Origin of the sequence: Affinundibacterium amnicola (assembly GCF_014284275.1) — a bacterium.
Classification (GTDB): Bacteria; Pseudomonadota; Gammaproteobacteria; order Burkholderiales; family Burkholderiaceae_D; genus Undibacterium; species Undibacterium amnicola.
On record NZ_JACOFU010000001.1, the window covers coordinates 453,144 to 466,697 of the forward strand.

Sequence of the window (13,554 nt, forward strand, 5' to 3'; positions counted from 1 at the left end):
TAGGCTGTCTTTTTTCAGTAAATGTGTCTTGAAATTCATTTCAGCTTCGTCTATTGTGCAATGCACCAATAATAACAAGGAATGCAATTGGCTCACGAACACACCAAGAGCAGCTTGTCTGCGCTGACATTAGCTGCAATCGGTATCGTTTATGGCGATATCGGTACTAGTCCTCTCTACACCATGCAAGAAGTTTTTGATCATAAGCATGGTCTCGCCCTTAATCCTGAAAACATACTTGGCATTGTTTCATTGATTCTTTGGGGGCTTATTTTTATCGTCTCTTTAAAGTATGTGACGCTGGTGCTGCGTGCCAATAATCGTGGCGAGGGCGGGATTATGGCGTTGGCGGCGCTGACCTTGGAATCGGTAGGTAAGAATTCCAAAATGTATTTCCCTTTAGTGATTTTGGGCGTGATTGGCGCTTCCCTTTTTTATGGGGATGGCGTCGTCACTCCTGCGATGACGGTGCTGTCGGCGATTGAGGGGATAAAGGTTGCGACTCCCGCGTTAAAGCCGTTTGTCGTGCCGATTACTTTGGTTATTTTGATCTGTTTGTATGCGGTGCAATCGCGCGGAACGGCGACGATAGGTAAGTTCTTCGGGCCTGTGATGGTTATTTGGTTTGCGGTGTTGGCTGCGATGGGTATATACAATATTTTACGTGTGCCCGCGATTTTGGAGGCATTTAATCCTATCCATGCTTTAGAGTTTTTATATTTCCACCGTTGGGCGGCGTTCATCGCTCTGGGGGCTGTCGTTTTGGCGTTTACGGGTTCTGAAGCTTTGTATGCGGATATGGGGCATTTTGGCCCTAAACCTATCCGTGCTGCTTGGTTCTTTATCGTCTTTCCAGCCTTAGGTTTAAATTATTTGGGGCAGGGGGCTTTGTTGATGATAGAGCCAAGCGCTGTTTCTAATCCGTTTTTTAACCAACTTGGTGATTGGAGTATTTATCCTTTGGTTGTGCTTTCAACCATGGCTGCTGTGATTGCTTCTCAAGCGACGATATCTGGTGCGTTTTCGATGACCAAGCAGGCAATTTCCCTGGGATTTTTGCCTCGCATGAAGATCATTCATACTTCTTCCAAGGAAATAGGTCAGATCTATATTCCGGTTGTGAACTGGCTGCAGTTAGCTGCAGTTGTCGGTGCTGTCGTTGGATTTGGTTCTGCTACTAATTTGGCATCTGCCTATGGGATTGCAAATACGGGCACGATGTTGGTGACTTCGATTTTGACTTTCTTCGTTATTCGCTATGGTTGGAAATACAATTTAGCATTGTGTATTGCTTCAACCTCATTTTTCCTGTTGATCGATATTTCTTTGTTCTCATCAAACGCATTGAAATTCTTTAGTGGTGGCTGGTTCCCAATCGCACTTGGATTCTGTATCTGTGTGGTGATGCTGACTTGGCGTCGTGGTCGCTCCTTGGTATTTGATAATTTGAAAAAGCATGCAATTCCTTTGGAAGAATTTTTGGAATCCTTGTTTATTTCTCCGCCTGTGAGGGTGGCAGGTACAGCGGTGTTTTTGCGTGGTGAGGCCGACGGTGTTCCGCATGCTTTATTGCATAATCTCTCGCACAATAAGATCCTGCATGAGCGGGTAATCTTTATTACTTTGCATAACAAAGAAATACCATGGGTACCATTCTCTGAGCGTATCAAAGTTACTGATTTGAAAAATAATTGTTTTCAAGTTGATGTGTATTATGGTTTTAAAAATGAGCCCGATATTCCAAATGCCTTGGCATTGTGCGCACCTTTCGGTTTGGAGTTTGAACCTTTGGAAACATCTTATTTCATCTCTAGACAAACGATTATTTCTAGTCCAGGTGGCGGTATGTCGATGTGGCGTGAGGGTCTGTTTGTGACCATGTCTAGAAATGCACGTGATGCAGCAGATTACTACCAGATCCCAAGTAATCGGGTTATTGAGGTGGGGGCGCAGGTCGAGATTTAAGGGGTATTTCGGTCGGACTTGCAGGTTTGTTGCCCGAGGGGCTTATAAAAACCAAATAGCTATGCTATAATTTTGTTTTTCGCGGCTGTAGCTCAGCTGGATAGAGTACTTGGCTACGAACCAAGGGGTCGTGGGTTCGATTCCTGCCAGCCGCACCAGATTTAAGGAGTTAGATGAAAATCTAACTCCTTTTTTCGTTTTTAAGTTTCTCAGTTTCTTAATTGAACGTGCTATCGAGAATTTTTGCGTCATTTGTACATTCCTGAGCTTCCAGCTAAATCCTTAGCTTTTGGGGCTTCATATTTTATTTGTACTCTGCTATAATCTTTTTCTTCGCGGCTGTAGCTCAGCTGGATAGAGTACTTGGCTACGAACCAAGGGGTCGTGGGTTCGATTCCTGCCAGCCGCACCAGATTTAAGGAGTTAGATGAAAATCTAACTCCTTTTTTCGTTTTTGCTGTGGATTTAATTATTTTGTGATGTTTTCGATTGCTTTTCGCAAGCTCCAATCTGTGGCTAGCGGATAATCTGAGTTTTGAATTGTTCTTGTCATCTGTTTAATGCCGATTCTTTGTAGATCGCTTTCGTAAGATTGAATCAATCGATGGACTAAGCTCGTATCCGGCAACATTGTTCCTAAAAATAATACTTTGTTCTGATACTCAATTAAGATAGTGGGAAAATTTTCGATGTCGAGATCATCAACCAGATCCGCATGATCTTCAATATCTATCCACGCAAAACATTTGTCTTGATGTGCTGTTTGTAATTGCTCAAAATCGTCTTGATAAGATTTGCATGTGCCACACCATGCCGCACAAAGGCAGGCTATTAGCCAAGGTGTTTCTTGAATTTTCCGTTGAATGACGAGCAAATCGGTGCTCGGGTAAATTTGTGTATTCATGCCTTTTATTTTAACCGATCAAGCTTGGCGTTGACACAGGTGCTATCAAATCTAGCTGAAAAACCGATGTGAGCGGAGCTTGGTACAGGGTAAAATAACAATATGACGATATTACTAGCAATTGAAACTTCAACTGATCTCGCATCGGTTGCACTGATCTCTGATCGACAAATTACTTATCGTGATTTGTCGGGAGTCCAAACACACTCTTTTGGTCTGTTGCCCGCTGTGCAGGATTTATTGCATGCGTCGGGGATTACGCTCGATCAGCTTGATGCAATTGCTTTTGGTTGTGGTCCTGGTGCTTTCACTGGTGTTCGTACTGCCTGTGGTGTAGTTCAAGGACTAGCATTTGGATTGCAGATTCCCGTCTTGCCGGTGATTAGTTTGTTAGCCATGGCGGAGGCCGCAAAAAACCATCATCAGTTGCAGAATGTTGTATGTTGCCTAGATGCCCGCATGGGTGAAGTTTACTGGGCGCATTATGGATTTCACGAGGGTGCATGGCAGGAATTGTATGCACCGGCTTTGAGTAATTTGGATGCCGCATTAGATTATGCACAAGGTTTGCAATTAGATCTGGTTTTTGGTGTGGGTTTGTCCTTGCCCCAAGCGCATGCAAATTTGAGGCTAGTAATCCAAATGCCACATGCGAGATCGGCATTAACAATCGCTGAAAAATATTTGCAAGATGGATTACGATTTGACGCGACGCAAGCACAGCCACTTTATCTGAGAAATAAGATTGCACTAACTACTGCCGAGCGCATTCTGGCGGCGAGTGTATGAACACGATACATCAGTCTATTGCTGAGTTTGGCGGTTACGAATTTTGTCAACTTGGTTTATCCGATCTGGATCAGATTTTGGCGATAGAGCAGGCGGTGTACACGCATCCGTGGACTTATGGAAATTTTGTTGATACTTTTCAACATGAGCATGAAGCCTGTGGGATACGTGATGATCAAGGTCATTTGGTCGCATATTTTTTCTTAATGCCAGTAGTCGATGAGTTACATCTTCTGACGTTTGCGGTCGACGCAAAAAAGCAAAAATTAGGATATGGATATATCTTATTAAGAAAAATGATGGCATTGGCGCGCGAAAAAAAATTCGCGTCAATCATGCTTGAAGTGCGAGTCAGTAATACGCGGGCAATTGCGGTTTATCAACGCTTTGGATTTGTCGAGATAGGGCGTCGCAAAGGCTATTATCCAGTGCAAGATTTACTTAGAGAAGATGCGATTGTGATGCGTATCTTGACACAAACCGATCATCTTTCTACTTCCGATTGAGCGATCATGAATGACATTCGTAATTACTATTTACAGAACCTAGGCATTGGCGAAGTTTGGATGCTTCGTCATGCCGATGCGCTGGTTGATGCTGAACTGTCCGTCACTGAGTCGGCACAAAGTGCGTTTGAGGCGAGTGCGGTTGTAAGACAGGTGTTGCCAGTGAGTGAGAGTCAGTCCACTTGGCGTGATATTCAAGCAGAGATTCTCCGTTGTGAAAAGTGTCCCCAATGTCAGTTACTTGGTAAGTCGCAAGATCAATCCCATTCAGAAATTGAGGCGATTGATGTAGTCGTTGTCACAGAGTATGCCGCACCCGAGCAAATCAGTGAGAGTGAGAAGTTATTGCGCAATGCATTAGCTGCTTTGTCATTAGGTGAGGGGGGACGAAATGCTCGTAGTTATCGCTGTTCATTGTTCAAGGCAAGAGAGCCACATTTCTCAGTGCTTGATTCGAACTTCAAGCAAGATCATGCTGACACCTGCTTACCATTTCTGCTTCAAGAAATCCGCGCAATCCAGCCACGTGCGATTGTTTTGTTCGGTGAGCGGGTTGCTACCACATTGTTAAATTTGCTAGCGCAACCAAAAATGTCAGATTTGCGCAAGATACAACACTCATATTTAGATATCCCTGTTATCGTGACATATAGCTGTGAAGAAATGTTGTCTGATCCCAATTGTAAATATGAAGTATGGACTGATTTTTGCAGGCTTAAAGCGTTGCTTTAATTCTGTATTCTGTGTCAGTTGTTGACTGAGGTCGCCATATTATGCAGCTCAATTTATGCTGCACAATTGAATTGGTATTCGTTCATGGCGTAACTATTCGGTAGAGACAAGTTATGAATACTTATCAAGATAAATTTCATCGAGAATGGTCTCATTTAAACGATCCACATGTTCGCGCACTTGCTTGGCTAATTACCTCCCCTGATTTGCTGGATAAAGAATCAGCGATCTGGTGGCGTCAGATCGGTTCGCTTGAAACACCGGATCTGAGTAAGGTGCGAACTTGGTTGTTTAATCTCGATCAACATCCAAGTACTTTGCATGAAGCCTTAAAAATTCACCGATTTTTGCGTCTCGGGCACTATGCGGAAAATCTGCTGGCTTTCTATTTTGCGCATGAAGGTCTTTTGTATGGACATGGATTGCAAGTTCACAATGAAAAGGCAGAGACCATTGGCGAGTTCGATTATCTTCTCTTCGCGCAAGGCGGATTATTGCATCTAGAGCTTGCAACAAAATTCTACCTGTTTCATCAGCCGATGACGGCACATGAGCATATGCGCCGATTGCCAGATGTGTATGACTATCTGGGACCAAACTTGAATGATAGTTTGGGAGCGAAGATGCAAAAGATTTTGCAACGCCAGCTGATCTTATCGCAGCATGATTCCGCTCGAAAATTAATTCAAACACGAGTCGTTGCTGCGCGTGCATTGATTAAAGGCTGGTTGTTTTATCGTAGCTCAGAGCCTAAGCAGTTGGTGCCAGGCATCGCGTCGAATCACTGTTTAGGATTTTGGTGGACTCTCGCAGAATTTGAACAGCTCGCCGTGCCTTACGCTTTGAAATTAGAGCGCTTACAGTGGTTAGCGCCAGCGCAAGTGAGTCTTGATGAGGTCATGGATAAGAGTATGATTTTGGATACTCTGCAGCGTTATTTTCATACTGATTCCACACCAGTTCTGGTTGCAATTATGAAGAAAAATGGTGATCTGATGCAGGAATTTTGTCGTGGTATGGTGGTGCCTAATGACTGGCCAGAGAAGGCCAGTCAAATGCAGCGGATACAGTAGATGGTGTTAATGTTTTGCTTCGCCGATTAAGGCAACTGAATCAAATATTTTTTGATTTGCTTTATGCTTTAGCATCACCGCATACATGGTTGAGGCGACAAATAAACCAAATATGACAATCACGACATTTGTCGGTAAATTGAAAGAAACCATTAGGGCGTAAATCGATAACAGCACCAGAATAGATAAATTTTCATTGAAGTTTTGAACGGCGATCGAATGTCCGGCGCTCATCAAAACATGACCTCGATGTTGTAATAGTGCGTTCATAGGCACCACAAAGAAGCCCGCTAATCCACCAATGAAGATCAATAGCGGATAGGCCAGCCAGACATTCGTAACAAAGATCATGGTGGTTACGACCAGTCCCATTAATACACCGAGCGGCATCACGGATAAAGATTTTTTTAGCGGGATAATCCGCGCAGCAAACAAAGCGCCAATGGCGATACCGACGGCAAACACGCCTTGTAATTCACTCCCTTTGTTTAAAGGCATATGTAAATTGACTTCGGCCCACTTGAGCACGAGGTATTGCAAGGTTGCGCCAGCACCCCAGAATAGTGTTGTTACTGCGAGTGAAATTTGCCCAAGCTTGTCACGCCAAAGCTTAATCGAGCAATGTGTGAAATCGCGTAAAAGGCAAATTGGATTAGATTCTTGCTTTTGATATTTTGCTCCAGTATCTGGAATGTAACGATTGAAGATCGCGGCGATAATGTAGCAAACGGTAATTGCACACAAGGCAGATTGATTGGTTGTGTTGATGCCGGTACTGATTAAAGGGAAGTCGAAACTTAAAAGCTTGTCGGAAATTTGCGGGTCAACTAGTTTGCCACCTAAGACTACGCCCAAAATGATGGAGCTAATTGTTAAACCTTCGATCCAACCATTCGCTGCGACTAATTTTTCAGCTGGAAGCAACTCGGTCAAAATACCATATTTTGCGGGTGAATAGGCGGCAGCACCGAATCCCACGACACCATAAGCAATCACCGGGTGGACATCAAAAAACATTAATGCGCAACCAGCAATCTTAATTAGATTCGTGAAAAACATCACTTTGCCTTTGGGGCGTGAATCTGCGAACGCACCGACGAAAGCCGCTAACAAAACATAAGATAGTGCGAAACTCCATTTAAGTAGAGGTGTCATCCATTGCGGAGCGTCCATAGTGACTAAGAGTGCTATCGCTGCGATTAGCAGTGCATTGTCGGCCAGCGACGAGAAAAATTGCGCCGCCATAATTGTATAAAAACCGCGTTTCATTCGTTCTGTTGACCTTTGCTTTTGGGATTTGCTTTGTCCGGCAGGCATGCTTTATACCACGAAATACGGCTAGGATTCTTGAAATGGCGCAAGCAAATAATGTAATGCGTTAGTAATACTGGGTAAAATAACAGTATTTCTTTCTTTCTGATTTTGACTGAGTCGCCACTCTAATTTATGTGCTTCTAATATGGCTAAACAAAAAACAAATTACACCTGTACAGAATGTGGTGGTGTCCAAAGTAAATGGGCTGGTCAGTGCCCGTCTTGTCAGCAATGGAACACCTTGGTTGAGACAGTGGTGGAAGAGGCTGGCAATCGTTTTTCGAATAAATATCAAGGTATAGCACAAACTGCACCGGTGCTAAATTTGGCTGACATTGAGGCGGAAGATATTCCTCGTTTTGGTACCGACATTGAAGAGTTTGATCGGGTGCTGGGTGGTGGTCTTGTGCCTGGTGGCGTGGTACTTATTGGTGGCGATCCTGGAATCGGGAAATCAACCTTGCTGTTGCAGGCACTTTCCAATCTCACCAAAATCAAAAAAGTATTGTATGTAAGTGGTGAAGAATCTGGCGCGCAGATCGCTTTGCGTGCCAAGCGTTTAGCTGTTGATGCCAAGGGTGTCTCATTGCAGGCTGAGATTCAGTTAGAAAAAATTCTGAACACATTGGCAGAGCACAAGCCACAGGTCGTGGTAATCGATTCAATTCAAACCATGTACTCAGATGCCTTGAGCTCGGCACCAGGTTCAGTGGCGCAAGTGCGGGAATGTGCGGCGCAATTAACGCGTGTCGCCAAAACCATGAATATCACGATGATTTTGGTTGGACATGTAACCAAAGAGGGCGCACTTGCTGGGCCGCGCGTATTAGAGCATATTGTAGATACAGTGTTGTATTTTGAAGGTGATACACATTCTAGTTTTCGTTTGGTCAGAGCTATCAAGAATCGCTTTGGCGCAGTAAATGAATTAGGTGTGTTTGCGATGACTGAACGCGGCTTGAAAGGCGTATCGAATCCATCAGCACTTTTCTTGTCGCAACATGACACACAGGTGCCTGGTTCTTGTGTGATGGTGACGCAAGAGGGAACTCGCCCGCTGTTGGTTGAAATTCAAGCTTTGGTCGATACCTCGCACGCACCTAATGCGAAACGTTTATCGGTGGGTTTGGAGCAGAATCGTTTGGCCATGTTACTGGCTGTTCTGCATCGCCATGCGGGTGTCGCTGCATTTGATCAAGATGTTTTTATTAACGCAGTTGGCGGTGTCAAAATTACCGAACCAGCTGCCGATCTTGCAGTTTTGTTGGCGATTAATTCTTCGATGCGAAATAAGCCTTTGCCACGTGGTTTGGTGGTCTTTGGCGAGGTTGGTTTGGCGGGTGAAATTCGACCAGCACCACGTGGTCAAGAGCGCTTGCGTGAAGCGGCAAAATTAGGTTTTTCAATCGCAATGATTCCGAAATCAAATGCCCCTAAACAAAAAATTGAAGGCTTGCAAATTATTGCGGTCGATCGGATTGATGAAGCCTTAAATAAAATTCGCGATGTTGATGGCTTGGTCGAATAATTGAAGGCTCGAACGAACGATCAATCAATCAATCAATCAATGACCTGCACGTGTATCAGTTTAAAGCCCCATGTCTTTCTAATTGAAATGGGGCTTTTTTGTATTCGACAACTGTCTGCTGCAATCAAGCAATTTACTTCTTCATTGGCTTGATTTTTTGTTTTGGGGATAGCACCGTCGGTAATGCTTTGGGAAGTGTATTCGGATAATCGCGACTAAAATGCAAGCCACGACTTTCTCGACGTGATAATGCGCTATTGACGATGAGTGATGCGACTTCAACCAAATTGCGAAGCTCTAATAGATTATTCGAGATGCGGAAATTGGCGTAGTACTCATCAATTTCTTCTTTCAATAATTTGATTCGGTGCTTGGCTCTTTCCAAGCGTTTTGTGGTGCGGACAATGCCGACATAATTCCACATAAAGCGACGCAATTCATCCCAGTTATTGGCGATCACCACTTCTTCATCGGCGTCGGATACCCGGCTTTCATCCCATGCCGGTAGGTCTGGGATAGCAAAGTCAGCTTGCTCGGTAATGTGTTGTGCAGCTGCTTTACCGATGACCAGACATTCTAAAAGGGAGTTGCTTGCAAGGCGATTGGCGCCATGTAAGCCCGTGTATGCGGTCTCGCCAACTGCATATAGTGCAGGAATATCGGTGCGACCTAAAGTATCTGTGACCACTCCGCCACAGGTGAAATGGACTGCCGGAACAACCGGGATCGCTTGCTTAGTAATGTCTATACCAAGTTCCAGACAGCGCGCATAGATTGTTGGGAAATGCTCTTTTAAAAATTCAGGGGCTTGATGGCTAATATCCAGCTCGACGTAATCAAGGCCGCGCTTCTTCATTTCGAAATCTATCGCGCGAGCTACTACATCGCGCGGTGCAAGTTCTGCCCGTTCATCATGCGCAAGCATAAAGCGTGTGCCTGCGGCTGCACCAGCTTCTGGAGGTAGTTTCAAAACACCACCTTCACCGCGTACTGCTTCAGTGACCAGAAAAGATTTCGCATACGGATGATATAAACATGTCGGATGGAACTGCATAAATTCCATGTTCGAAACTCGGCAACCTGCGCGCCATGCCATGGCAATGCCATCGCCAGTGGCAGTATCTGGATTAGTCGTATAAAGGTAGACTTTACCTGCGCCGCCAGTTGCCATCACGGTATGTTGTGCGCCCACAGTATGAACCGTGCCGGTTTTTACATCTTGAACGTATAAGCCTAAGCAGCGCGGAGTTGCCGAAGTATCGCCAATCTTGCTGGACGTGATGACATCAATTGCGTAGTGATGTTCAAACAAACTGATGTTCGGATGATTTCTGACCAATTGTTCTAGCGTTACCTGTACCGCATGACCTGTGGCATCGGCAGCGTGAATGATGCGTCGTTGACTATGTCCGCCTTCACGAGTCAGATGAAAACCTAGCTCAGCGTGTTGATCTTTAGTGAATGGAACGCCTTGTTCGATCAACCAGTCAATCGCCGCGCGGCCTTGTTCGATAATGGTGCGAGTAGCGGCTTCATCGCATAGGCCGCCTCCTGCAATAATAGTGTCTGCGATATGTTGTTCGTGGCTGTCATGTGAGTCTAATACTGCCGCAATGCCGCCTTGTGCCCAGTTGCTTGCACCGTCTAGTAATGTGCGTTTTGAAATGATTGCGACTTTACGTGTTTTTGCTAAATGCAGTGCGACAGATAATCCAGCTAAACCACTTCCGACAATAGCGACATCAAATTTCATCATGAGAGTAAACCGTAAATATTAAGCTTGAAAGGACTCAACTATATGCGATTTTTTTATCTCTATGTGAATGCTCAATGTGAGTAAAAGATGTGTATAACAGGAAATTGGGTCTTTCTAGCCTGTATTTTTTGTTCACTACAGTAGTGATTTTTTGCTGCCTATATTTCTTTAAAGCCTTGTTTGTCGTGGATTTCCCCGCTTTTTTTGATATGCGATCTAAAAAAGCCAGCAAACCGCTTGACACAACACGGAACGAATTGATCTAATACCGGATGCAAAATTTCCGCTAGCCCGCACAGTAGTTGCGGGTTGAAGTAAAAAGTCGAAAATATCATCGTAGTCTTAATTTTTTGTGAGGGGACCGTAAGTGAATAAAACTGAATTGATCGACCACATCGCTAAATCTGCCGATTTATCTAAAGCAGCTTCTGCTCGTGCATTGGATGCAATGATTGCTGCGGTAAAAACGACATTGAAAAAGAACGGTACTGTTACCTTGGTTGGTTTTGGTACTTTCTCTGTGGGTAAACGTGCAGCCCGTACTGGTCGTAATCCACGTACTGGCGAGGCGATCAAGATTAAATCTGCTAAGGTTCCTAAATTTAAGCCTGGCAAAGCTTTGAAAGATGCGGTAAACTAATGCTCTTCGTGATTTGAGTAATCAGATCACAAATTGTTTAAATGTCGGGCGCTTAGCTCAGTTGGTAGAGCGGAGCCCTTACAAGGCTTAGGTCGGGAGTTCGAGCCTCTCAGCGCCCACCAGACATCAAGACAGCAAGAATTTGGAGTGGTAGTTCAGTTGGTTAGAATACCGGCCTGTCACGCCGGGGGTCGCGGGTTCGAGCCCCGTCCGCTCCGCCAACATCTAAAAGGCGAACATATGTTCGCCTTTTTTTATATTTATTTTTGTCGTAAATTTTCGAATTGATCGGTCAATCATGTTTGAGTATATCCGTACCCATAAACGCATCATGCAAGGCGTGCTGTTGGTGATTATTTTTCCTTCATTTGCTTTTTTTGGCATTGAAAGTTTCACACAGCGCGATGTGAGAGCGACTGTTGCAACGGTTGCCGGACAAGCAATCAGTCAGCAAGAATTTGATCAGGCATTGAGTAATCAATTGGACCGTTTGAAGCAAGCGTATGGTCAGGATTTTGATGCGCAGATGCTGAACACGCCAGAGGCGCGTCAGGGTGTATTGGATGACTTAATCGCACGTAAGGCTTTGACTGTCGAGACGGTGAAAAGCAAGTTGACAGTTTCTGATCAGGTTTTGCAGCAAAGTATTCTTGAAACACCAGGTTTAAAGAAGGAAGATAATTCTTTTGACGGTGAGCGTTATAAGAGTTTGCTTGCGATGCAGGGGATGACTCCGGCCATGTATGAGGCTAGTTTGCGTCAAGACATGACGATGCAGCAACTGATAGGTTCAATACAAAATACGGCAATTAATTCAAAATCCATCGCAAATCGTATTGCACTCATTTCAGAGCAAGAGCGCGAAGTGCAGGCCTTGAGTTTTAATGCAAAAGACTTTGCGGCTTCGATCAAAGTCACTGACGATATGTTGCGTGCCTACTACGAAAAAAATGCGAAGCAATTCGAAATTCCTGAGCTGGTCAATGCCGAATATGTTGTTTTGAACAACGAAGTCTTGGCAGAGCAAATTGTCGTAACGGATGCAGAAGTGAAAGCGCACTACGAACAGAATACAAAGAATTACTCAACGGATGAGCAGCGTCGTGCTAGTCATATTTTATTGAATCTGAAAAAAGATGCTGCTGAGGCGGAAGTAAAAGCTGTTAATGCAAAGGCTGAAGCTCTGTTAGCGCAAGTGCGTAAAGACCCATCACAGTTTGCCAAGTTGGCGAAAGAAAATTCACAAGATCCAGGTTCTGCTGAGCGCGGTGGTGATCTCGATTTCTTTGCGCGTGGTGCGATGGTTAAGGCCTTTGATGAGACTGCATTTAAATTGAAAGAAGGCGAGATCAGTGGATTGGTGCAAACTGATTTTGGTATTCATATCATTCAATTGACAGCGATCAAACCCGCCGCAGTGAAATCTTTAGATGAAGTGAAGGCACAATTAATCAGCGACATCAAAAAACAAAAAGCTGGTAAAGCTTATGCTGAAGCAGCTGAGACCTTTACCAATACCGTTTATGAGCAAGCTGATAGTTTGCAGCCAGTCGCTGATAAATTGAAGTTGAAAATTGAGAAAGTTTCGAATTTGAATCGTCAGCCGATTCCCGGATTGCCAGCAACAATGGTTGCAAATAATCCTAAATTTTTGAGTGCGATTTTTTCTGAAGACGCATTGAAGAAAAAGAATAATATTGAGGCGACAGAAATCGCACCAAGTACCTTGGTTTCTGGTCGCGTGGTGGAATATAAGCCAGCATCTAAGCGTCCGTTCGAAGAAGTGAAGGCCGTGATTCAAGCAAAAGTGTTAGAGACAGAAGCTTTGGCGTTGGCTAAAAAATCTGGCGAGGCAAAATTAGCAGCTTTAAAATCAGCTGACAATGTGAATGGCTTTGCTGAGGTTAAGACAGTTTCGCGTTTAAAGAAGGCTGATTTGAGCAATGATGCTTTGTTAGCGATCATGAAGGCCGATACTGCTAAATTACCTGCTTATGTTGGTGTGGATGTCCCTGGTGTTGGCTACAGCGTCTATCGTATTGCCAAAGTATCTGCCGGCACTCCTGATCCAGCTCGTCGCGCAAGCGAAGCGCAACAGTTGGAAAATGCAGCCGCTCAGCAAGATGTTTATAGCTACGTTGAAGCGCTGAAAAAGAAATCGAAAGTTGAGATTAATAAGGCCGCATTAAATAGTAAAACAGCAGCAAATGCACCTTAATTAGTTATCCTTGTTTTGAAAAAAAGACAGCCTGAGTGCTGTCTTTTTTTTTTGTCTTTTTTTACGTACTAAAAGCTTGATTTTGTGGTGTTTTGGCAGCGATCTCGGTGAAATAGGGAAAACAATGAA

11 protein-coding genes and 4 tRNA genes are annotated in these 13,554 nt (G+C 44.3%); 12 read left to right on the plus strand and 3 right to left on the minus strand.

What is annotated here, in order from left to right; translation table 11 throughout:
• The first annotated feature begins 81 nt into the window (after window positions 1-81).
• The 3 genes from H8K33_RS01995 to H8K33_RS02005 all read left to right on the plus strand — a co-directional run bounded on the left by H8K33_RS01995 (window position 82) and on the right by H8K33_RS02005 (window position 2,377).
• Window positions 82-1,965, plus strand: coding sequence for a potassium transporter Kup (locus tag H8K33_RS01995; RefSeq protein WP_186889298.1), 1,884 nt, complete (start codon window positions 82-84; stop codon window positions 1,963-1,965).
• Between the two features lie 81 nt (window positions 1,966-2,046).
• A tRNA-Arg gene (locus H8K33_RS02000) sits at window positions 2,047-2,123 on the plus strand.
• A 177-nt stretch (window positions 2,124-2,300) separates the two neighbouring features.
• Window positions 2,301-2,377: transfer RNA gene (locus H8K33_RS02005), tRNA-Arg, on the plus strand.
• Between the two features lie 57 nt (window positions 2,378-2,434).
• On the opposite strand, the gene H8K33_RS02010 is transcribed toward H8K33_RS02005, so the two are convergent.
• A complete protein-coding gene (locus tag H8K33_RS02010; protein ID WP_186889299.1) occupies window positions 2,435-2,869 on the minus strand; it encodes a thioredoxin family protein in 435 nt (144 codons plus the stop codon).
• A gap of 102 nt (window positions 2,870-2,971) precedes the next feature.
• On the opposite strand from H8K33_RS02010, the gene tsaB reads away from it, so the two are divergent.
• The 4 genes from tsaB (at window position 2,972) to H8K33_RS02030 (ending at window position 5,969) form a co-directional block, all read left to right on the plus strand.
• Window positions 2,972-3,658 (plus strand): tRNA (adenosine(37)-N6)-threonylcarbamoyltransferase complex dimerization subunit type 1 TsaB, encoded by a 687-nt coding sequence (tsaB, locus tag H8K33_RS02015; protein WP_186889300.1) that lies wholly within the window; start codon window positions 2,972-2,974, stop codon window positions 3,656-3,658.
• Window positions 3,655-4,164, plus strand: a complete 510-nt coding sequence (rimI, locus tag H8K33_RS02020; RefSeq protein WP_186889301.1) for a ribosomal protein S18-alanine N-acetyltransferase — start codon at window positions 3,655-3,657, stop codon at window positions 4,162-4,164. Before tsaB ends, rimI begins: the two co-directional genes overlap by 4 nt.
• Window positions 4,165-4,170: 6 nt before the next feature.
• A complete protein-coding gene (locus H8K33_RS02025) occupies window positions 4,171-4,896 on the plus strand; it encodes a uracil-DNA glycosylase family protein (protein WP_186889302.1) in 726 nt (241 codons plus the stop codon).
• Between the two features lie 113 nt (window positions 4,897-5,009).
• Window positions 5,010-5,969, plus strand: coding sequence for a DUF1853 family protein (locus H8K33_RS02030; RefSeq protein ID WP_186889303.1), 960 nt, complete (start codon window positions 5,010-5,012; stop codon window positions 5,967-5,969).
• A gap of 6 nt (window positions 5,970-5,975) precedes the next feature.
• Here H8K33_RS02030 and lplT read toward each other — a convergent pair whose 3' ends face one another.
• The gene (gene lplT, locus H8K33_RS02035) at window positions 5,976-7,238 is read right to left on the minus strand and encodes a lysophospholipid transporter LplT (protein ID WP_186889304.1); all 1,263 of its coding nucleotides are present in this window, start codon (window positions 7,236-7,238) and stop codon (window positions 5,976-5,978) included.
• Between the two features lie 190 nt (window positions 7,239-7,428).
• Between lplT and radA the strand changes: the two genes are divergently transcribed.
• Entirely contained in the window at window positions 7,429-8,811 is a 1,383-nt protein-coding gene (gene radA / locus H8K33_RS02040) for a DNA repair protein RadA (protein ID WP_186889305.1), read from the plus strand.
• Between the two features lie 133 nt (window positions 8,812-8,944).
• Here radA and nadB read toward each other — a convergent pair whose 3' ends face one another.
• Window positions 8,945-10,564 carry an L-aspartate oxidase gene (gene nadB / locus H8K33_RS02045; RefSeq protein ID WP_186889747.1) on the minus strand — a complete coding sequence of 540 codons (1,620 nt, stop codon included), beginning with the start codon at window positions 10,562-10,564 and terminating at the stop codon, window positions 8,945-8,947.
• A 370-nt stretch (window positions 10,565-10,934) separates the two neighbouring features.
• Between nadB and H8K33_RS02050 the strand changes: the two genes are divergently transcribed.
• The 4 genes from H8K33_RS02050 to H8K33_RS02065 all read left to right on the plus strand — a co-directional run bounded on the left by H8K33_RS02050 (window position 10,935) and on the right by H8K33_RS02065 (window position 13,425).
• Complete coding sequence (locus H8K33_RS02050) at window positions 10,935-11,207, plus strand: HU family DNA-binding protein (protein WP_186889306.1); 273 nt, start codon at window positions 10,935-10,937, stop codon at window positions 11,205-11,207.
• A gap of 46 nt (window positions 11,208-11,253) precedes the next feature.
• Window positions 11,254-11,329, plus strand: a tRNA-Val gene (locus tag H8K33_RS02055).
• A gap of 22 nt (window positions 11,330-11,351) precedes the next feature.
• Window positions 11,352-11,428: transfer RNA gene (locus H8K33_RS02060), tRNA-Asp, on the plus strand.
• Between the two features lie 77 nt (window positions 11,429-11,505).
• The gene (locus tag H8K33_RS02065; protein WP_186889307.1) at window positions 11,506-13,425 is read left to right on the plus strand and encodes a SurA N-terminal domain-containing protein; all 1,920 of its coding nucleotides are present in this window, start codon (window positions 11,506-11,508) and stop codon (window positions 13,423-13,425) included.
• Window positions 13,426-13,554: the final 129 nt, after the last annotated feature.

Coding starts and splice junctions, on each gene's coding strand:
- H8K33_RS01995 (WP_186889298.1), top strand. CDS start 82: ATGCAATTGGCTCACGAACACACCAAGAGCAGCTTGTCTGCGCTGACA.
- H8K33_RS02010 (WP_186889299.1), bottom strand. CDS start 2,869: ATGAATACACAAATTTACCCGAGCACCGATTTGCTCGTCATTCAACGG.
- tsaB (WP_186889300.1), top strand. CDS start 2,972: ATGACGATATTACTAGCAATTGAAACTTCAACTGATCTCGCATCGGTT.
- rimI (WP_186889301.1), top strand. CDS start 3,655: ATGAACACGATACATCAGTCTATTGCTGAGTTTGGCGGTTACGAATTT.
- H8K33_RS02025 (WP_186889302.1), top strand. CDS start 4,171: ATGAATGACATTCGTAATTACTATTTACAGAACCTAGGCATTGGCGAA.
- H8K33_RS02030 (WP_186889303.1), top strand. CDS start 5,010: ATGAATACTTATCAAGATAAATTTCATCGAGAATGGTCTCATTTAAAC.
- lplT (WP_186889304.1), bottom strand. CDS start 7,238: ATGAAACGCGGTTTTTATACAATTATGGCGGCGCAATTTTTCTCGTCG.
- radA (WP_186889305.1), top strand. CDS start 7,429: ATGGCTAAACAAAAAACAAATTACACCTGTACAGAATGTGGTGGTGTC.
- nadB (WP_186889747.1), bottom strand. CDS start 10,564: ATGAAATTTGATGTCGCTATTGTCGGAAGTGGTTTAGCTGGATTATCT.
- H8K33_RS02065 (WP_186889307.1), top strand. CDS start 11,506: ATGTTTGAGTATATCCGTACCCATAAACGCATCATGCAAGGCGTGCTG.